The sequence below is a fragment of the Enterococcus sp. DIV1937 genome (assembly GCF_050535975.1).
Lineage (GTDB): Bacteria > Bacillota > Bacilli > Lactobacillales > Enterococcaceae > Enterococcus > Enterococcus faecalis.
In genome coordinates this window covers 543,842-565,032 of sequence record NZ_CP172909.1, presented here as the reverse complement: position 1 = coordinate 565,032, position 21,191 = coordinate 543,842, and the positions used below count along the sequence as shown (strand labels likewise).

The 21,191-nt window shown below is 36.8% G+C and carries 16 protein-coding genes; 3 read left to right on the top strand and 13 right to left on the bottom strand.

Features of this window, described 5'->3' with window-relative positions; all coding sequences use genetic code 11:
* Position 1: 1 nt before the first annotated feature.
* From IGL13_RS02765 to IGL13_RS02750, 4 genes are all read right to left on the bottom strand, one after another.
* Positions 2-1,789 (bottom strand): glycerophosphoryl diester phosphodiesterase membrane domain-containing protein, encoded by a 1,788-nt coding sequence (locus tag IGL13_RS02765; protein WP_002363211.1) that lies wholly within the window; start codon positions 1,787-1,789, stop codon positions 2-4.
* Between the two features lie 29 nt (positions 1,790-1,818).
* A complete protein-coding gene (locus IGL13_RS02760) occupies positions 1,819-2,328 on the bottom strand; it encodes an SA1002 family membrane protein (protein WP_002415292.1) in 510 nt (169 codons plus the stop codon).
* A 173-nt stretch (positions 2,329-2,501) separates the two neighbouring features.
* Positions 2,502-2,885 (bottom strand): bacteriocin, encoded by a 384-nt coding sequence (locus tag IGL13_RS02755; protein ID WP_002358745.1) that lies wholly within the window; start codon positions 2,883-2,885, stop codon positions 2,502-2,504.
* A 24-nt stretch (positions 2,886-2,909) separates the two neighbouring features.
* On the bottom strand, positions 2,910-5,798 hold the full coding sequence (locus IGL13_RS02750) for an isopeptide-forming domain-containing fimbrial protein (protein ID WP_104680849.1): 2,889 nt from the start codon (positions 5,796-5,798) through the stop codon (positions 2,910-2,912).
* A 463-nt stretch (positions 5,799-6,261) separates the two neighbouring features.
* Here IGL13_RS02750 and IGL13_RS02745 point away from each other — a divergent pair, with 463 nt between their 5' ends.
* The gene (locus IGL13_RS02745) at positions 6,262-6,666 is read left to right on the top strand and encodes a DUF1622 domain-containing protein (protein WP_002386155.1); all 405 of its coding nucleotides are present in this window, start codon (positions 6,262-6,264) and stop codon (positions 6,664-6,666) included.
* Positions 6,667-6,686: 20 nt separating this feature from the next.
* On the opposite strand, the gene IGL13_RS02740 is transcribed toward IGL13_RS02745, so the two are convergent.
* Entirely contained in the window at positions 6,687-7,205 is a 519-nt protein-coding gene (locus tag IGL13_RS02740; protein WP_002355635.1) for a hypothetical protein, read from the bottom strand.
* Positions 7,206-7,400: 195 nt separating this feature from the next.
* On the opposite strand from IGL13_RS02740, the gene clpP reads away from it, so the two are divergent.
* Complete coding sequence (gene clpP / locus IGL13_RS02735) at positions 7,401-7,994, top strand: ATP-dependent Clp endopeptidase proteolytic subunit ClpP (protein WP_002355633.1); 594 nt, start codon at positions 7,401-7,403, stop codon at positions 7,992-7,994.
* 44 nt (positions 7,995-8,038) lie between these two features.
* On the opposite strand, the gene IGL13_RS02730 is transcribed toward clpP, so the two are convergent.
* The 8 genes from IGL13_RS02730 to uvrB form a co-directional block, all read right to left on the bottom strand.
* On the bottom strand, positions 8,039-8,557 hold the full coding sequence (locus tag IGL13_RS02730) for a DsbA family protein (protein WP_002361283.1): 519 nt from the start codon (positions 8,555-8,557) through the stop codon (positions 8,039-8,041).
* 111 nt (positions 8,558-8,668) lie between these two features.
* Positions 8,669-9,592, bottom strand: a complete 924-nt coding sequence (locus IGL13_RS02725; RefSeq protein WP_002361282.1) for a PEP phosphonomutase — start codon at positions 9,590-9,592, stop codon at positions 8,669-8,671.
* A 233-nt stretch (positions 9,593-9,825) separates the two neighbouring features.
* Positions 9,826-10,761 carry a DNA-binding protein WhiA gene (gene whiA, locus IGL13_RS02720; RefSeq protein WP_002358736.1) on the bottom strand — a complete coding sequence of 312 codons (936 nt, stop codon included), beginning with the start codon at positions 10,759-10,761 and terminating at the stop codon, positions 9,826-9,828.
* A 33-nt stretch (positions 10,762-10,794) separates the two neighbouring features.
* Entirely contained in the window at positions 10,795-11,790 is a 996-nt protein-coding gene (locus IGL13_RS02715) for a gluconeogenesis factor YvcK family protein (protein ID WP_002355627.1), read from the bottom strand.
* A complete protein-coding gene (rapZ, locus tag IGL13_RS02710; protein WP_002355625.1) occupies positions 11,790-12,677 on the bottom strand; it encodes an RNase adapter RapZ in 888 nt (295 codons plus the stop codon). The genes IGL13_RS02715 and rapZ overlap by 1 nt, the downstream gene beginning before the upstream one ends.
* Positions 12,678-12,842: 165 nt before the next feature.
* Positions 12,843-13,637: a YusW family protein gene (locus tag IGL13_RS02705; protein WP_002366200.1), complete on the bottom strand. Its 795-nt coding sequence runs from the start codon at positions 13,635-13,637 to the stop codon at positions 12,843-12,845.
* A gap of 171 nt (positions 13,638-13,808) precedes the next feature.
* Complete coding sequence (uvrA, locus tag IGL13_RS02700; RefSeq protein WP_002361280.1) at positions 13,809-16,628, bottom strand: excinuclease ABC subunit UvrA; 2,820 nt, start codon at positions 16,626-16,628, stop codon at positions 13,809-13,811.
* Between the two features lie 117 nt (positions 16,629-16,745).
* A complete protein-coding gene (gene uvrB / locus IGL13_RS02695; RefSeq protein ID WP_002355618.1) occupies positions 16,746-18,743 on the bottom strand; it encodes an excinuclease ABC subunit UvrB in 1,998 nt (665 codons plus the stop codon).
* A 278-nt stretch (positions 18,744-19,021) separates the two neighbouring features.
* On the opposite strand from uvrB, the gene IGL13_RS02690 reads away from it, so the two are divergent.
* Positions 19,022-21,190: an amino acid ABC transporter substrate-binding protein/permease gene (locus tag IGL13_RS02690; RefSeq protein WP_002355617.1), complete on the top strand. Its 2,169-nt coding sequence runs from the start codon at positions 19,022-19,024 to the stop codon at positions 21,188-21,190.
* Position 21,191: the final 1 nt, after the last annotated feature.

The window sequence follows — 21,191 nt, the reverse complement described above, 5'->3', positions numbered from 1 at the left end:
TTTATTGAGAAGCCACACTTGGTAGCATAAAAATATAATGCAAAATACGATCCGCATACGATGGATTTTTTTCAAAGTCATTGACTTCTTCATTGACTAACTCCAAATCATCGGTAATCACTCCAGCAACGTCCATAAAGAGCATTTTACTTAATACCTCTGAGTCATTAACTGTCCAAGCATAAACTGCTTTTTTCTGTTGGTCAGCTTTTAAAATGAAGGTATCATTCAACGTAGTAGCTTCCATTGTATACAAATCAGCTTGTGTTTCTGGAAAAGTGAAATTATAGGGCAAAATAAAACTAACTTTTACTTTTGATTTGGCTTTTTTAAACGCTTTGATCACATTGTAGTCGAGAGATTGAACCTGATGGTTATTCTTTATCAGAGGACGTTCATATTTTTCAATAAAGTTAGAAAGCGCACCTTGACTATCTTGTTTAGACGTTTTAATTTCTACTAGTAATTTTTGTTTGGCTTGGTTTGCTTTCGCTAAATAATCATCAAAACTGGCAATTGGTGCTTCTTGGCCATTTTCTTTAACGGTCATTTTTGTTAATTCAGCCAACGTAAATTCTTGCGGCGTGCCATCAACGCCGGCGAGTTCTTGAAGGTTGGCATCATGCATCACAACAAATTGATGGTCTTTGGTTTCTTGAACATCAATTTCAATATAATCTGGTTTAAATTTAATGGTTCTTTCCATAGCAGGAATGGTATTTTGTACGCCATTACTATTGGTGACCCCTCGATGCGAAATAATCAAAGGTTTTGATTCTAATAGCCCTGTTAAGTAAACAGCGTTGAAAATTATATAGCCGCCAAAAATGGTGAATAGTCCTAGGCCCATTCCGATAGTCACTAATTTATTACGTTTTGTTTCTTTGTCAAAGGCAACTTTTGTCGTCGTTTCTGCTTGAACATTTAATTGTGTATATAAGAAATTAATCAGTAATACTGAAAGCCAAGCATTAGAGACAAACTGTAAAAATTGGACAACCGTTAAATTTAAAATCCCACCTAGCAAGCTAATGGTATCGCTCAAGGTATCTAACTTCAACTGTAGAAGATAAAGTAACACATAAATAACATACGTTGAAACAAATACCGCGATCGTCACAAATGCAATATTACGAATAATGAACCATAATCGTTTGTTTGTCATTGACCAACTAGCCTTAACTGCCTCGCCTGCTTTTTTTCTCTCCAGAATCATTAATGGAAGCGTGTAAATGAAACGAATAGCTAAATACCAGACTAATAACCCAAAGGCCAGTAATCCAACCAAGTAAGGAATTCGTTGGGACAAAAATTCAACAATAAAATCTGGAATCACAAATTTCGTCAATAGATTACTTTGGAAAATCAGGTTACCAAAAGGGACAATGACAACAAAATAACCGAAAAAGAATAACCACGAACGGGCACCTTGCTTTTTAAGAACCTTAAAAGATGCCTTGGTAACTCCTTTAAAATGAAAGCGATGGTCTTGCCGTATTTGAAAAATCCCTAATAATAAAAAGGTAAACTGATAAAAAACTGCACCTAAAAAAAGTAACAACAAGAGAATTAATAACACCAGAGCAAGCGGCTTTTCTAACAATAAATTCAGGTTATTAAACGAAAGATAAGGAATACCTTGAGTTTTTAGTGCGTTGGAAGTAGCCCAACTAAAAGCCCCACCCACCAATAATAATAAGACATTTAAAGTAAAAAATAACCATAAATACTGCAAGATGTCTTTAAAAAATTGCCTTGTTCCATTTTTAAATGTTTGCCAAGCAGACATACAAACTCCTCCATTCTAAAAGTATCTGATTAAAGTTCTTCCATACGAAGCCTAAATAAAACAACGGCAATCCAAATTGAAATAAATGATGGCAAAATAACAATAATGATTTCGACTGGCTCATCAATAGTTCCTTGTAACGTATTTTTTACTTCTGAAGAAACAATAAACTGATCAAAAATCACTTGATAAATAGTAACATAAATCAATACCCATTGAATATAATATTCAATTATTTTCATTAAAGCGATGGGTAAAACAATTTTTTTCGTCGTTAAATTCAATAAAAAATATAACAAAAGACTCGTACTGATGATAACGACTATCCCTAAAAGAAATAACGACTCTAACCGCTGCCCTATTACGTTTGCAACGCCTATTGTTAATAATAAATACATAGCTACCGAAATTAAGATGCTCACACTTAGCATAACAGAAAACAAAAGTAATGCCTTAAGAAAAAGCCACTTATCAACTCTTTTATTTCCAATCAATAAACCTAAAAGAATCACCGACAAAAGTAAAATCAATTCAATCATTCGTTCCTCCTCCCAAAACAAATGAAAACAAATTCATATGTTTGCGTTTATTTTATCAAACCAAAATGGATTTGTAAAACATTTCACATGTTATTTAATAAACGACTATTACTAGAAAAAAGACAAGCCAAGTTTCCTTTATTTAGGAAACTTGGCTTGTCTTTTTATTCTTTTTACTTCGTTATTTTTTGATAGTTTGCGAATAATTGATTCGCATCTCCTTCTCCATCAATTTTCTTGAGATGGCCGTTATCTATTTTAAACATAGATGGCACATGTAAAACTTTATTTTCTCGGATAAATGTTGACCATTCCTTCATGGTCTCTTTGTTGGTTAATTCTACATAGTAAACCTGTTTAGGTGCTTGTAATAGTTTCTCGAAATCCTGACAATCTGAACAGTTTTTCTTTTTTAAAACAACATAAAATGTTTCGCCAGAGTGTTTTTTTTCTTGATACTCATTGAAACTTAATTCCTTTTTATGCGGAATAAATGTAAAACCTACCAACAAACTAAGTAACAAAATTAACAGACTGAACGAAATTTTTTTATTCATGTTTTTTCTTCCTTTTTAGTTTGTCTAATTTTTTCTTTTTTTATTTTTTGTTATGCCAAAGCTAATAGCCACTATAAGGACAATTAAACCTGCGATCATGTAAAGTGGATTTACTGTTGTATTAGTCATTGGTAAATGAATTCCTTTACTTGCTGATTTTCCAAAATTGACTGGGTTCGTTGGTGCTTGATGATTTGTAGGCGTCAACGGTTTTTTCGGTTTTAGCGGTTGTTTAGGTTCAGGTTTTTTTGGGTCTTCTGGCGTTGGTGCAGGCGGTGTTACGGTTGGCTTGTTGGAATGCAACACGTCACCTTCGTTGCCAAAGTTTAAGTCGGCTTGGTTGGGAATCCCGCCTTGTTCAATATAAGGCGCTAATTCTTCATCCGTTGCGTCAGTTTTAATTTTAGTGGTAATAGTCATTGTGTATGTATGACCAGCTAAGTAAGAGTAGCTGTCATCTTTTTTGTTCATAGTAAAAGTTACTTTGTTATTTTCTTGTGTTACTATGCCATTATCTGTAACATCTTTGCCATTTTCATCAGTAACTTTCACGTCTGTGATGTCTAACACTTTATTAATGTCATCCACCATGCTGGCTTGGGTCCAAGTGCTTGTTTCGTTACCGAAAGCTGTTTTGACGTTCCATTTAAATGCTTGGTTGCGGTTGGTTAAATCTAAATGTTCTTGACCTTCGATATCTTTTGTAATCGTTGGATCTTCTGGCGTTGGTGCAGGTGGTGTTACGGTTGGTTTGTTGGAATGCAACACGTCACCTTCGTTGCCAAAGTTCAAGTCGGCTTGGTTGGGAATGCCACCTTGTTCAATATAAGGTGCTAATTCTTCGTCCGTTGCGCTAGCTTTGATTTTAGTAGTAATGGTCATTGTGTACGTATGACCACTTAAATAGTCATAGCTGTCTGCTTGTTTGTTCATTTCAAAAGTTACTTTGTTATTTTCTTGTGTTACTTTGCCGTTAGCTGTAACATCTTTACCATTTTCATCTGTGACTTTTACATCAGTGATGTCTAACACTTTATTAATGTCATCTACCATGCTGGCTTGGGTCCAAGTGCTTGTTTCGTTACCGAAAGCTGTTTTGACGTTCCATTTAAATTCTTGATCGCGGTTGGTTAAATCTAAATGTTCTTGTCCTTCTACGTCTTTAGTAATATTTGGATCAACAGGTGGCGGTGTTACGGTTGGCTTGTTGGAATGCAACACGTCACCTTCGTTGCCAAAGTTTAAGTCAGCTTGGTTGGGAATCCCGCCTTGTTCAATATAAGGTGCTAATTCTTCGTCCGTTGCGTCAGTTTTAATTTTAGTGGTGATAGTCATTGTATACGTATGACCACTTAAATAGTCATAGCTGTCTGCTTGTTTGTTCATTTCAAAAGTTACTTTGTTATTTTCTTGTGTTACTGTGCCATTGGCTGTAACATCTTTACCATTTTCATCTGTGACTTTTACATCTATAATGTCTAATAATTGGTTAATATCATCTACTAAACTGGCTTGGGTCCAAGTGCTTGTTTCGTTACCAAAGGCTGTTTTGACATGCCAATCGAAACTATCTTCACGATTGGTTAAATCTAAGTGCTCTTGATTTTCGATATCTTTTGTAATCGTTGGATCTTCTGGCGTCACGTCACACGCATGCGCATTGTCATTTTTAGGAATCGTCGCTTCTGGAAATTCCTTAGCAATTGTTCCTTGATTCATTGTCCCACTACTTACAAGGGTTTCTGCATCGATCGCTGTATTTTCTTTGACTTCGTAGTGAATCGTGATGTTTCCTACGTAACCTTCTGTACTAGTTGCTGAAATGGTTTGTCCGTTAATTTGAACAGGCACATCATTTCCAGCATCGTCCGTAGCGGTCGCCGATTGAATATCAAATTGATTGGCAATCGTTAATGAAGCTGTTGCTGGTGTCGATTGCGCCAGACGATCTTTGACAATTTGTTTTAATTGGGTTGTAAAATCATCAATAGATTGGCTTGTAATAAAATCTTCTGGTGTGCTAGACCCTTGTTGCAACTCTTGTTTTACAAAAGGACCCACTTCTGTTTTATATTTATCAAAGTATGAATTCACTGAACTTAAAGATTCAACACTTTCCCAATACGCATTAATCATTTCATAGCCTTGGTTAGTAATTTCTTGGTTTAACGCTAAAACTTCTGCTGCTGCACCTTGATAGTCATTACTATACTCAACCGAAACTTGAAAAGGATGTCTTGGATCTGGATATTCATTGATTGAATCATTGGTGTTGGTTTTATGCAAGTAACCATCTAAACGTGTATTAGCGACCCCATCTGTCACTAATAAGAAATATGTTTTTCGATTCGTTAAATCTCCGTGTGTTTGATTGTACGTATCTAAAGCAAGTTTCAATCCTGAGGCAGTTGGTGTACCACCATACGTCCGAACATCTCCAAATCCAGAGACAAATTGGCTTTTATCATGGGTTAATTGAGTATCAACACGCACATTCATATCATAATCAGCTGAATTAATTTTTACTTTTCCATCAGGAAACATAAATTGTTTTCCGCCGCGATATGAAGTCAGCATCACGCGGTCTTGATCAGATAAACCTTGAACCACTTCATCAATCGCTTGTCTTACATGTGGAAAATTATCTGAAAAACTACCACTGGCATCTTCAACAACCACTAAATCAACCGGTTCCGTTTCACCCGCTTGAACTGGGAAAGCAGCTTGTCCCTCCAATATCCGTTTACAGTCAGCCAAACTGTCGTCTTTCACTTTCACCGTATTGGTCATTCCTTCTGTATCTCCTGCTTTAACCACTCCTTCGGCTAAAGCCAATGTGGGACTGAAATTTCCCACAACTGTTCCAGCGACAATCACCATTGTCGATAATAATTTCGTTGCTTTCTTAAACATTTTAATCCTCCCTATTTTCTTTCGCTAGTGTTTGGGACACTTGCTTCTCTTTACTTCAACTACAGCTCCTTAAATCTTTCATCAAGTCGATGTGTCTCCTTGCTTTTGTGACACATCTCTTACTCAATTTCTGATTCTATCACCTTTAAAGGCTAAAACTTGGCAGTATTCGGCTCTTGAAAACGTAAAATTTGTCTTTTAAAAATTAATGAAAAGACTATCCACTGACAAAGTTGGTTTTCACTTACTTTTTGCTACTTGATTCCTTTTAATGGTCTTTTTTACACAAAAAAAGTAAAAGAACCTTTACAGTCCTTTTACTTAATTGTTAGATGCTATTCATAATTTTCTTAGTTTTTTTCTATACGCTGAATAGTTTAGCCCGTTTATTTCAACAATATTTGACGTTAGTCAGCCGTTTCGTTATAGTTAAAGAAAAGGCTTTTTGGCAGGAGTGAATACGATGAATGAGTGGCCCCATCAGTTAATGACGCTTTTAACCCCACTTTTTGAGCTATGTATTTTAGGACTGAATGTTTTTTCGATTATTGTTTTAGTTTGGGGTGTTTGTTTAGCAGGAAAAGATTTCATTAAAAGTGAACGACAAAATCAAAGCCGCTTTACCTTAACCAAAATGAATACGTTCATCAAAAACTTCCTTGGTAGCTACATTCTGTTAAGTTTAGAAATTTTAATTGCTGCTGATATTATTGAATCCATTGTCAAACCAACTTTTCAAGATATTTTGAAATTGGCAACCTTGGTGATCATCCGTACAGTTATTTCTTATTTCTTACATAAAGAAATTGAAGACACTATGACCGATATGGAACAACAAGAAAAAGAACCAGATACCCAAAAAAATTAGCGGGTACGCTGGTTCTTTTTTTATTTAATCGCTTTAAAATAATGAAGTGGTTCGTTAGACAAACGCTGCATTTTACGTTTTTTATCTTCAATAATTGCTAAAATCTCGTCTGAAAAATTTTCTAAAATAACACGGCCGCCTTTATAGGTGTGACCACCCATTTCAGCAACTTCGCTGGCCGTCAAAATGACTTTACGATGCGCAATTTTTTTGAAAAATTCTTCAATTAAGTACGTCGGTAAGTAAAAATTATTTTGAGCAGAAAATGATTCCAAATAAATAAAATCATCGATGCTGATGAAACAATCATCCATCGATAAGTATTCAATTGATCTGTCTATATATAATTCACGCTTTTGTAAAATTTCTTTGACTTTTTTATTTAATAAATTCAATGATTCAATTTCTTTAACCAAATGTTCTAGTTCACGATAACGTACTTCTTTTCGCTCTTTGTAAGATGAATGTAAGGCGGCACTTGCTGTGACTATTAGCGCACCGACGATTACACCGACCATTCCGGCGATAAAAACAAACATATTTTTCCCCTCGCTCTTTTCTAATTTTCCATTTTAGTATAACATAATCCAAAAGTTTCGGATAAAAAATGACACAAAATTTTTCAAGCGACTTCGTTGACCTTTATTGACCAAAGAGGTATACTTTTCATAGGCATTCAAAGTGCTTTGTGATAGAATGACTTTAAAAGTTTCTTTATATAGGAGGATTTACTTATGAATTTAATTCCAACAGTTATTGAACAATCATCTCGCGGTGAACGTGCTTATGACATTTACTCTCGTTTATTAAAAGACCGCATCATTATGCTAAGCGGCCCTATCGATGATAACGTGGCAAACTCAGTGATTGCACAGTTATTATTCTTAGATGCCCAAGATTCAGAAAAAGACATTTACTTGTACATTAACTCTCCTGGTGGTAGCGTTTCTGCAGGTTTAGCGATTTTCGATACCATGAATTTCGTTAAAGCGGATGTCCAAACGATCGTATTAGGAATGGCAGCTTCAATGGGTAGCTTCTTATTAACAGCTGGTCAAAAAGGCAAACGTTTCGCTTTACCAAATGCGGAAATCATGATTCACCAACCACTTGGTGGCGCTCAAGGGCAAGCAACAGAAATTGAAATTGCTGCTCGTCACATTTTAGACACTCGTCAACGTTTAAATTCAATTTTAGCTGAACGAACTGGCCAACCAATTGAAGTGATTGAACGTGATACCGATCGTGATAACTATATGACTGCCGAACAAGCAAAAGAATATGGTTTAATCGATGAAGTAATGGAAAATAGTAGCGCCTTAAATTAAAAATAAAAAAATGGAAACAGCGACAGTCGCTGTTTCCATTTTTTTTATTTTTCAATGTATCCACGTAATTCTTCTTCAGTGACACTTTCGTCAAAGATATGCTCACCAATGATGATCGTTGGTACAAATTGAATGTGCGCCGCATTGGCTTCAGCAATCACTGCGGAAACAAGCGTTGCATCTTTTTGTTCTTTTAAGCCCAGATTTTTTTCAGCATACGTCGCTACTTCTTCTAAGGTTAAGTTTCCCCATTCATCTTGCGTAGCAAACATTTTATGCAATGCTGACAGCGCTTGTTCAGGCGCTGAATAGTCAATGTAGTGATGCATCACATTGCCGCGTTGTAAACTTTCTTTTTCTTTATCAAACAACTTAATGATACGTTCAACTTTACCACTTTTGACAGATTGTGCTAACAGTTCCTCAGACTCTTCAAACCATTTTCTGCAATAAGGACAGCGAACATTGATAAATTCTATCATTTTGACAGGGGCATTGCTCTCACCAATGTGAAGCCCTGTTTCTGTGTTAACTTTTGTTGCATCAATTACTGAAATATCCATAAAAACCTCATCCTTTCAAACCTTTATTTCTCTTTTAGTATACCGTTTTTCAATAAAAAAATCATAAGACACGAATTCAAATTTTCTGAATTCGTGCCTCTGTTCACTTTTTTAACGATTAATCGAACGAGCCATTCTAGCAACAGTATGTCTTTTCCCACGTATCGCATCAGAAAGCTCTTTAATATTTTCAATACCAACTAAGCCCATATTGGCATCGCCAATATGTTGAATATCTACGCCTAAAATTTTATTTCTAATGCCGATTGCTTGGATAACTTCAGGTTGAGCACTTTCTTGTGAAGTTCCAATGGCACTCATAACTAATTTTCCTTTTGAATGTGCAAAATCCACAACTTCTTTGACTTGTTGATCATCGATGCCCCAAACCGTGCCGACTGCTGGGACTAAGACAATATCAGCACCCGCTTCAATAAATTGTTCAGCTGATTTTAAACTGACCACTGGTTCATCTACGCCTGAACTGTGCATTTTTCCGGCAATAATGATGCCGTCAAAATGTTTTTTGGCTAAGGCCACGTTCTTAGCAATCAAGTCGTTGGTCACGCCAGTTCCTGGATTACCTGTCAATAAGATAAAATCCAAACCCAGTTCATTGGCTTTTTTGAAAGTAGCTGCTGATGCTTTTCTACCTGGTTCGATCGAAACTCTCGTTGAAGCTAAGTTTAAATTTTCATCAACAGGTTCGACATTCATGCCAATCGGTAAACCGACTAGTTCTTTCAAACGATGAACAACCTCATCATTAGGGACACATGTTTCCGCAGTATATTGCCCTTCATAAGCGGCTACTACAATCGGTTTATTAACATCGAAAACATTCAATAAAATCATGTCTGCGCCATATGCTTTTGACATTTCCGCACAAGTGATATCACCTGCTACGGATGGATGAACTACCACATTTTCCGATAATATTACGCGCCCTTCGCTCGCTTTAATACTCTGAAACAGCTCTTCTTTTGACATCCGTTTGATTTCTGATGCATTTGCACTAATTAATCGTTGAACCATTTTGACCCCTCCAATAGTTTTTAATGTTTTAGTTAAAAACAGCAATAAGTAATCGTTTGCATTTTATTACATGCAACATTCGTGCCAACGTCGTTTCTTTAAACCACAGGTCAACACTACATTTCAGTGCTACACACTTTTTGCACACTTTAATTTTTTTTACACGCTTAAAGAAAAAGTGAAGGATAGCACTTCAAACGGAAATGTTATTCTTCACTTCTGGAGCAGAAAAGTTACGCACTTTTTTCTCGTAATTTTTCTGCAAATTCATTAATTTTTCGAATACGATGATTAATACCTGACTTAGAAATAGCTCCTGAAGGAATCATTTCCCCTAGTTCTTTGAGACTAACTTCCGGATACTCTAACCGTAATTCTGCGATTTCCTGAAGTTTCTCCGGTAATGACGTCAGCCCTACTGTACTTTCAATAAATTGAATATTTTCAATTTGTTTTGAAGCCGCATCAATGGTTTTATTTAAATTCGCTGTTTCGCAATTCACTAAACGATTTACTGAATTCCGCATATCACGGACAATCCGGACATCTTCAAATTTCAACATAGAGTTCGTGGCACCAATTAATGTTAAAAAGTCGGCAATTTTTTCAGCACCTTTTAAATAACAAATATACCCATTTCGGCGTCCCAATGTTCGAGCGTTTAAGTCATAGTAATTCAACATCTTACAAATATCATTATTGTGTTCTTCATAAATTGAAAAAATTTCTAAATGATAGCGACTTGTTTCCGGATTATTAACTGAGCCAGAAGCCATAAAGGCCCCGCGTAAATAGGAACGCATTTTTTGCGCGTTACCCATGATTTCATTTGACACATTGCCATTAAAAACGACCCCATCCATAATATCCAAATCAGCTAGAATTTTTTGTGTATCTTGTTTTAGACGCACAATGTAAACATTATTTTTCTTTAGTTTCATTTTTTTACGAACTAATAATTCTGCTTGTGCATGGTAATGATCTTTCAGCAATGAATACATTCGACGAGCAATTGCAGCATTTTCCGTTTGTACATTCAAGACAAACTGTTGATTAACTAAGCTAAGCGAGCCGTTCATCCGAATTAATGCTGCTAATTCTGCTTTCGCGTGTTCTCGATGGACTTCTAAACCAGTTAACTCTTTTTTGACATCCGAGGCAAAAGACATCTAAGCTCCTCCTCTCTTGATTCTTTTGATTAATTAATATTTCGTTCCAAATACGATACGGAAAAGTTCTTCAACAACTTTTTCCCCATCATGAAAAACTCCGCCATCTCTTAATTCTAAAAAGTCTGTCGAAATGACTCGGCAACCTTCTTCACGTAATCCTTGAAAATCATGCTTTACTTGAACTAAATATTCATCATAAATTTCAGGATCCATATAATTTTCTGGTACTTTTTCTGTGTTAACCAGCACCGTATCAACAAACTGCGCTTGTAGATGCTCGTTTAAGACACGAACATGATCTGCATCCGTAAAATGTTCCGTTTCCCCTTTTTGGGTCATGATGTTACAAATATAGACTACTTCGGCTGCCGTTTGTTTGATGGCTTCACCAATTTCTGTAATAACTAAATTAGGCAAAATACTTGTAAAAAGACTCCCTGGCCCTAACACGACCATGTCTGCTTCTTCAATTGCTTTGACGACTTTACGCGCAGCTCTTGGCTGCTCTTCTCCGTGTGTATTTGTTACAAACACATGGTCAATCGTCTTGCGATCCAGTGCAATTTTTGATTCTCCCACCGCCACTGAGCCATCTTTAAATACAGCATGTAACGTTAATGGCCGTTCTGATGATGGATAAATCCGTCCATCAACATGCATCATTTTTGAAAGCAATTGAATCGCTTCATACGTACTTCCTCTCATTTCTGAGACAGCAGCAATGATTAAATTACCGATTGCATGATTGGCAAAATGACTATCTGATTTATCAAAACGATATTGAAAAATATCTTCATATAATTGTGGCATATCTGACAATGCCACTAAAACATTTCTTAAATCTCCCGGAGGTGTCATGTTATTAATAGAGGAACGAAGCTCGCCACTACTACCGCCATCATCAGCGACCGTTACGACGGCAGTAATATCAACACTTTGATTTCTTAAACTTTTCAAAATTACTGGTAAGCCTGTTCCACCACCAACAACCACGATCTTCGGTTTACGAATTCGATAGGTTTTCATTAAGAGCGATTAACCGTTTCTTTTCTTTTTAAGCGGTCGCGGTGGGTAATATTTACATGGTAATCTTCCTCTTTTAATTCAGCGCCAACACGTTCTGTCAATGCGACAGAGCGATGTTGTCCGCCAGTACAGCCAATTGCAATGGTGACGCTACTTTTACCTTCTTTTTTATATCCAGGTAAGACTGTTCTCAGTAAATCGATAAATTTGGTATAAAATTCATCTGTTTCTGGGAAGCCCATCACATAATCATAAACAGGTTGATCCATTCCAGTTAACGGCCGTAGTTCATCAATATAATGGGGATTAGGTAAAAAGCGAACATCCATAACGATATCTGCATCAATCGGCAACCCATATTTAAAGCCGAAGGACACCATTTCCACTCGAAATTCGTGTGTCTCTCTCGTTGCTAGTTCTTTATTCAAACGTTCCCGCAATTGACGAGGGGACAAGTCCGTGGTATCAATAACCAACTGAGCATCCGCCTTGATTTCTTCCAGCATTGCACGTTCTTTACGAATACCTTCTGTCACTAAACCATCCATCGCCATTGGATGCGCACGCCGTGTCTCTTTATAACGAGAAACCAACTCTTCATCGGTGGCATCTAAAAATAAAATCGTTGTATCAATAAAATTAGTATTTTCAAGTTCGACTAACATATCCTGAATTTCTCTAAAGAAGGTCCGTGAACGTAAATCAATCACTAACGCAATCTTGGTAACTTTTCCAGATTCTTTAATTAATTCCCAAAATTTTGGGATTAAGCTTGGTGGTAAATTGTCGATACAGAAATAGCCCATGTCTTCAAAGCTTTGAACAGCGACTGTTTTTCCAGCGCCACTCATTCCTGTAATAATAACCAGTTGTAAATTTTCTGGCATATTCAACACTCCCTTCACTTGCATCACTATATTATAACACCCCGGGCGTATCAAAGAAAGCTTTTCAATCATTCTTATAAAGATTTCTATTCTTTCATAGAAAAACAGCATTGACATTTTTGTCAACGCTGTTTTAATTGCTGAATTATACTATATAACTCTGTGTTATTTTAATACAAACTCAATTTCTGTTTTATCAGTAAAATTAGCTTCAAACTCAAATTGTTTTACTTGTTCATTCACGGCTAACTTTTTCGTAATGTGTTCTTTAATTTGTTCATTTGTAGCTGTTTTGATTGACAATCCATCTAAAAGAGTCATGATTTTGTCTTGTGCTGCCTTACCTTCTAATTCTAAATCAGCAGATTCATCTTCATACGTTGCTTCAATTGTTCCGTTCGATTTTATTTCATAGGTGAACTCAATTTCATTTTCGTCGTATTCAATTTCTACGTCAATCTCTTGAAGACTGGCAACAGTCGGTGTCGGTGTTGTTAGTTCATTGTCTGCTGTTTCATGGTCCCCACCAACTTCAGGAGTTACAGTTTCCCACTTAAAGGTACCAATTTTAGCTGTTGCTAGATAGGGATTATTAATGGTAATGACTTTCAATTGAAGGTCTGAATGGTTGGCGATATCTGTTAAAATCCCCAGAGCCTGATATGTATTTTGTGTAAAACGTGTCGCAATATTTTGCGCATCAATTGTGGAATAGCCTAATGTTTCCCAGGTGATTTGTTGCTTTAATTCCTGATGAACGGCTTGTACTGTCGCCGGCTCCAATTGAATGCCCGTTGCTTCTTTTAAGTCTTTCTTGGTAAAACTCATTACTTTTTCATGGTCTGATTGTGAAATTAAAGTAGCTGCTTCCATTGTGTTACTATGTACAAAAGGTGTGATTCCGATAGCTAAGACCATTCCTGCTGTTAATAAACTTGTTGTTATTTTTTTGTTTTTCATTTAAGACTTCCCTTCGTGTTCATTGTTATTTTGTTAACAAACATAGTATATCTTTTAATTACACATTAAGTCAACATTTATTTTTAATTTTTACTAAAAAATATTTGTTATTTTATAATAAAAGAACCTTGTTTCCCATAAAAACAAGGTTCTTTATCTAATCATTAATGTTTATTTCAGAACACGTTTTAAATAATATCCTGTGTAACTGTCTTTGACTTTAGCAACTTCTTCTGGTGTTCCTGTCGCCACGATCGTCCCACCACCGTCGCCACCTTCTGGCCCTAGATCAATCACATGATCCGCAGATTTGATGACATCCAAGTTATGTTCAATCACTAAAACGGTATTGCCCGCTTCCACTAAACGCTCTAATACTAGAAGCAACCGCGCAATATCATCGGTATGCAAGCCTGTTGTTGGTTCATCCAGAATATAAAAGTTTTTTCCATTAGAATTTTTATGAAGTTCACTCGCTAGCTTCATCCGCTGTGCTTCTCCACCAGATAAAGTAGTTGCTGGCTGCCCCAATGTCACATAGCCTAAGCCTACATCCACAATTGTTTGCAATTTACGATGAATTTTAGGGATATGTTTGAAAAATTCTACGGCATCTTCCACCGTCATATCTAAAATATCAGAAATGTTTTTGCCTTTATAATGAACTTCTAACGTCTCAGAATTATAACGTTTGCCATGACAAACTTCGCAAGGCACATAGACGTCAGGTAAAAAGTGCATTTCAATTTTGATGATACCATCCCCGCGACAAGCTTCACAACGGCCACCTTTGACGTTAAAACTAAAGCGACCTTTTTTATAGCCACGAACCTTGGCTTCATTTGTTTGGGCAAACAAATCGCGAATGTCATCAAAAACACTAGTATAAGTCGCTGGATTACTTCTTGGTGTTCGACCAATTGGACTTTGGTCAATGTCAACAATCTTTTCAATGGCTTCATAACCAGTGATGCTTTTGTGTTTCCCAGGTTTATTGGAATTACGATTTAATTTTTGGGCCAGCGCTTTTTTTAAAATTTGATTGACTAAAGTACTTTTCCCTGAACCTGAAACGCCTGTGACAGCAACAAATTCACCCAGCGGAAATTCAACACTGACATTTTTTAAATTATTTTCACTGGCACCAGTGACTTTGATCGCTTTGCCATTGCCTTTGCGACGTTCTTTTGGCACAGGAATCACTTTTTTCCCAGAAAGATATTGTCCAGTCAATGAATGCGGATTTTTAGCAACCTCTTCCGGCGTACCAGCGGCTACAATTTCACCGCCCAGATGTCCAGCGCCAGGTCCCACATCAATCAAGTAATCCGAAGCCATCATTGTATCTTCATCATGTTCCACCACAATTAATGTATTGCCTAAGTCCCGCATTTTTTTCAATGAGTCAATCAAGCGGTCGTTATCTCGTTGATGCAAACCAATTGATGGTTCATCTAAAATGTAAAGGACGCCTGATAAGTTTGATCCAATTTGTGTTGCTAAGCGAATTCTTTGTGCTTCTCCGCCAGAAAGTGTACCAGCAGCTCGACTTAAGGTTAAGTAATCTAACCCGACATTTTTTAAGAAGGTTAACCGATCTTCGACTTCTTTTAAAATTGGCCGAGCAATCGTTGTTTCTTGTTCAGATAAAGACACACCTTCAAAAAATTGGACCGCATTTTTTATTGCTAATTCACTGACTTCACCAATGTGCGTGCCATTGATTTTTACAGCTAAAGCTTGCGGATTCAAACGATACCCTTGACAGCTTCGACAAGTCAATTCTGTCATGTATAACCGCATTTGATCTCGTGTAAAATCGCTATTTGTTTCATGATAACGTCGTTTAATATTTTTTAAAATCCCTTCAAATGGCACTTCCACATCACGAACACCACCAAAGTCATTTTCATAATGAAAATGAAAGTTTTTCTCGCCAGAACCATTTAAAATAATTTCTTGTTGGTCTGCAGGTAATTCTTCAAACGGCGTATCCATATCAATCCCAAAACTGGTGGCTGCTTGTTCCAACATTTGTGGATAATATTGGGAACTAATAGGGTTCCACGGAACAATGGCTCCTTCTCTCAAGGTTTTAGTGGGATCTGGAATCACTAAGTCTTTGTCCACTTCTAATTTAACACCTAAACCATCACAATCGGGACAAGCGCCAAATGGTGCATTAAATGAAAACAAGCGCGGTTCCAATTCACCGACTGTGAACCCACAATAAGGACAAGCATAATGTTCACTAAACAACATCTCTTCTTGACCAATCACATCAACAATTGCGTAACCTTCAGCTAAACGCAAAGCCGCTTCAAACGAATCAAACAAGCGAGAGCGAATGCCTTCTTTCACAACGATACGGTCAATCACAATCGCAATATCATGTTTTTTATTTTTTTCAAGTTCTGGTGCCTCACTAACATCATAGGTTTCACCATCCACCCGCATTCTGACATACCCTTCACGTTGGATCATTTCGAACACTTTTTTATGTTGACCTTTTTTCTTGACCACAACAGGCGCCAAAATTTGAATTTTTGTTCGCTCTGGTAGCTCTAAGACTTTATCAACCATCTGTTCAACAGACTGACTGGTAATTTCAATATGATCGTTAGGACAAATTGGATGACCTACCCGAGCAAATAACAATCGTAAATAATCATTGATTTCTGTGACCGTCCCCACCGTTGAGCGCGGGTTTTTACTTGTCGTCTTTTGATCAATTGAAATAGCTGGACTTAAACCATCGATGCTGTCAACATCTGGTTTATCCATCTGCCCCAAAAATTGTCGCGCATAAGCAGAGAGACTCTCTACATAACGTCGTTGCCCTTCTGCGTAAAGCGTATCAAACGCTAATGAACTTTTGCCAGAACCAGATAGTCCAGTTACAACAACCATTTTGTCACGAGGAATCGTGACATCAATATTTTTTAAGTTATGGGCGCGTGCACCATGAATCACAATTTTATCATTTGCCATATATGTTCTCCTTTTACTAAATCTCTTACGTCAAATCATTTCAAGTCATTCTATAGAGAAAAGATTAGTAAAAGATACGATGGTTCATCGTATCTTTTACTTAATCCGTTGGTTGACTTATTTGGCAGCTTTCAATTCAAGAATGGTATCTCGTAATGTGGCTGCAGTTTCGAAGTCTAATGCTTTGGCCGCATCCTTCATTTCTCTTTCAAGTTTCATTAATAAATCAGCTTTTTCTTGTCTTGATAAATCTTCATATGATTTATCCAATTGAACCACTGTTTCATCTTTATCAGCTGTTTTGGAAATAGAAATCAAATCACGAATTTCTTTAATAATTGTTTTTGGTTCAATGCCATGTTCTTCATTATATGCTTCTTGGATTGCCCGACGTCGTGCCGTTTCATCCATAGCTCGTTGCATCGAATCGGTGATTTTATCTGCATACATAATGACTTTTCCTTCAGCGTTCCGGGCAGCCCGTCCCATCGTTTGCACTAATGAGCGTTCACTACGTAAGAAGCCTTCTTTATCCGCATCTAGAATCGCAATTAAGGAAACTTCTGGCACATCGATTCCTTCACGTAATAAGTTAATACCAATTAGAATATCAAATTCGCCTAATCGTAAATCGCGAATAATCTCCGTTCTTTCCAGTGTTTTTATATCACTATGCAAATATTTAACTTTTAAGCCTAATTCTTTGAAATAGTCGGTTAAATCTTCGGCCATTTTCTTCGTTAAGGTTGTGACAAACACTCGCTGATCTTTTTCGATCCGTTCATGAATTTCGCCCACCAAGTCATCAATTTGACCCATAATTGGGCGGATTTCTACTTCTGGATCTAGTAAACCTGTTGGTCGAATGATTTGTTGAACAACAGTCTCTGTTTGTTCCATTTCATAAGGGCCTGGTGTTGCCGATACATAAACAATTTGGTTTACATGTTGTTCAAATTCTTCTAAACGAAGCGGTCGGTTATCAAGTGCACTTGGTAAACGGAAACCATAGTCCACTAACATTTGTTTCCGTGCTCGGTCGCCATTATACATTCCTCTAATTTGCGGCATTGTTACATGAGACTCATCGATTACAAGTAAGAAGTCATCTGGGAAAAAGTCCAACAGCGTATATGGCGGTTCCCCTTCTTGGCGACCATCCATATGTCGAGAGTAATTCTCAATCCCTGACGTATAGCCCATCTCTCTCATCATCTCAATATCATAGTTAGTTCGCTGTTCCAAACGTTGGGCTTCCAATAATTTGTTTTCACTGCGAAGCACTTTCAAACGTGCCTCTAATTCTTCTTGGATCTGCGATATGGCGTGTTCCATATGTTCTTCGTTCGTCACGAAGTGTGTTGCCGGAAAAATAGCGACATGCTCTGTTTCGCCGACAATTTCACCAGTTAACGCATCTACTTCACGAATTCGATCAATTTCGTCTCCGAAAAATTCAACACGTAGCGCATGCTCATCCCGTGAAGCTGGGAATATCTCAACCACATCACCGCGGACACGAAAACGCCCCCGTTGAAAATCAATATCATTTCGTTCGAATTGAATATCGACTAAGCTTTTTAGTAACTCATTACGATCCATTTCCATTCCCACACGTAATGAAACAACTTGTTGACTGTATTCCCGCGGATCCCCTAAACCAAAAATACAAGAAACTGATGCTACCACGATGACATCGTTTCGTTCCAATAAAGAACTTGTCGCTGAATGGCGTAGTTTATCAATTTCATCATTAATACTGGAATCTTTTTCAATATATGTATCACTTGAGGGTACATATGCTTCTGGTTGATAATAATCATAGTAACTGACAAAATACTCGACCGCATTATCTGGGAAAAATTCTTTAAATTCCCCGTATAATTGTCCAGCTAGTGTTTTATTATGTGCAATCACTAATGTTGGTTTGTTCACTTCTTGAATCACATTAGAGATTGTAAATGTTTTACCTGTTCCGGTCGCTCCAAGTAAAATTTGAGCTTTTTCTCCACCTTTGACACCGTCAACTAGTTCAGCAATAGCGGCTGGCTGATCTCCGGCAGGCTCATATTTAGAAGCCAAATGAAAGGTATTGGAAGTTTCTCTTTCGATCATTTATAACTCCCCCTCAAAGTGTCTAATTTCTCTTAAATTATCGGCCCATTCTGGCAGAATGTCCACTTATTAGTTTAACATACCGAACATATTTTCGCCACTTTTGCTGTTTCGGACTTCAACTGATCTTAATCTTTTGTTCTTAATTTTTATGTCACATTTTATAACATGCAATGTAAGGAAATTAGAGTTTTTTTCTCTTTTTAGCGTTCAAATACTTGTCAGCTTCCTATTTCTTACTATATAATTGTTCAATATGCAAAACTAGGAGGTATTTTATGAAAAGGAAACACTTTTTACTTTCTTTCTTTGTGATGATGGTAACTCTGCTAACATTCATTAGTGGCACTTCAGCACATGCAGAAGGAAAGAAATATACAATTGGAACGGATTTAACATTCGCCCCTTTTGAATTCCAAGACTCAAAAGGAAAATACATTGGTATTGACGTTGATTTATTAGATGCGATTGCCAAAGATCAAGGTTTTGAAGTGGATTTAAAACCATTAGGCTTCGATAGTGCAGTCCAAGCGATTCAATCTAAACAAATTGATGGCATGATTGCTGGAATGAGTATTACGGATGAGCGAAAAAAATCCTTTGATTTTTCAGATCCATACTTCGATAGCGGTTTACAATTAGCGGTTAAAAAAGGAAACGACAAAATTAAATCATATGATGATTTAAAAGGCAAAACGGTCGCGGCTAAAGTTGGAACTGAAAGTGCCAATTTCCTTGAAAAAAATAAAGAGAAATATGACTACACCATCAAAAATTTTGACGATGCAACGGGTCTTTATAAAGCCTTAGAAAACGGCGAAGCGGATGCAATCGTTGATGATTATCCTGTATTGGGCTACGCAGTTAAAAATGGTCAAAAATTACAATTAGTTGGCGATAAAGAAACAGGCAGTTCTTATGGTTTCGCAGTGAAAAAAGGGCAAAACCCTGAATTAATCAAAAAGTTCAACGCTGGTTTGAAAAATCTTAAAGACAATGGTACTTATGATAAAATTTTAAACAACTACTTAGCGACAGGTGATGAAACAAACACACAAGACGCTGGCGAACAGATGAAAAAAATCACTCCTAAAAAAGAGAAATATGTGATTGCTAGTGATTCTACGTTTGCTCCGTTTGAGTTTCAAAATGCCCAAGGCGATTATGTCGGAATTGATGTAGATTTAGTCAAACGTGCAGCTGAATTGCAAGGTTTTACTGTTGAATTTAAATTTATTGGTTTTAGTTCTGCTGTCCAAGCTGTTGAATCTGGTCAAGCAGATGGGATGGTTGCAGGCATGACGATTACGGATGATCGTAAAAAAGCCTTCGACTTCTCTGTTCCTTACTTTGATAGCGGTATTCAAATTGCGGTCAAAAAAGGCAATGACAAAATTAAATCGTATGATGATTTAAAAGGCAAAAAAGTCGGCGTAAAAATTGGTACTGAAAGTGCTGATTTCTTAGAAAAAAATAAAAAGAAATATGATTACTCAATTAAGTATTTAGACACAACTGATGCATTATACAGTGCGTTAGAAATTGGCGAAGTTGATGCCATGATGGATGATTATCCTGTCATTGGCTATGGGGTTGCACAAAATCAACCACTAGCGACACCAATTCCTCGTGAAAAAGGTGGTTCTTACGGTTTTGCTGTCAAAAAAGGGCAAAATCCTGAACTACTTGAAATGTTTAACGAAGGCTTAAAAGAAATGAAACGTACAGGTGAATACGATAAAATTATCGGCACTTACGTAAAAGATGGCAACGAAGCCAAAGAAGAAACAGCTGACGAATCTACGTTTGTTGGCTTCATGCAAAACAACTGGAAACAATTGTTACACGGTTTATGGATGACGATTCTATTAACGTTGATTTCCTTCGTACTTGCTTTAATTGTCGGCGTTATTTTTGGGCTATTCAGCGTTTCACCAATCAAAGCATTACGTGTACTTTCAACCATTTATGTTGATTTAATTCGCGGAATTCCTTTAATGGTCTTAGCGTTCTTCATCTATTTCGGATTACCTGGTGTGCTTGGCTTTAATATCCCGGTCTTCATTGCTGGGATTATCACATTAACTTTAAATGCCAGTGCCTATATTTCTGAAATTGTGCGCGGCGGAATCAAAGCTGTTCCAGTTGGCCAAATGGAAGCTTCAAGAAGTTTAGGTCTTTCCTATAATCGGACAATGCAAAAAATTATTTTACCACAAGCGATTCGCATTATGATTCCTTCATTCATTAACCAATTTGTTATTTCATTGAAAGATACAACTATCCTTTCAGCAATTGGCTTAATCGAACTACTACAAACAGGAAAAATTATTGTTGCTCGGACATTACAAAGTACAATGGTTTACTTCGTTATTGCGTTAATCTACTTAATTTTAATTACTAGCTTAACTAAATTAGCGAAAAACCTTGAAAAGAAGGTGAACTAAT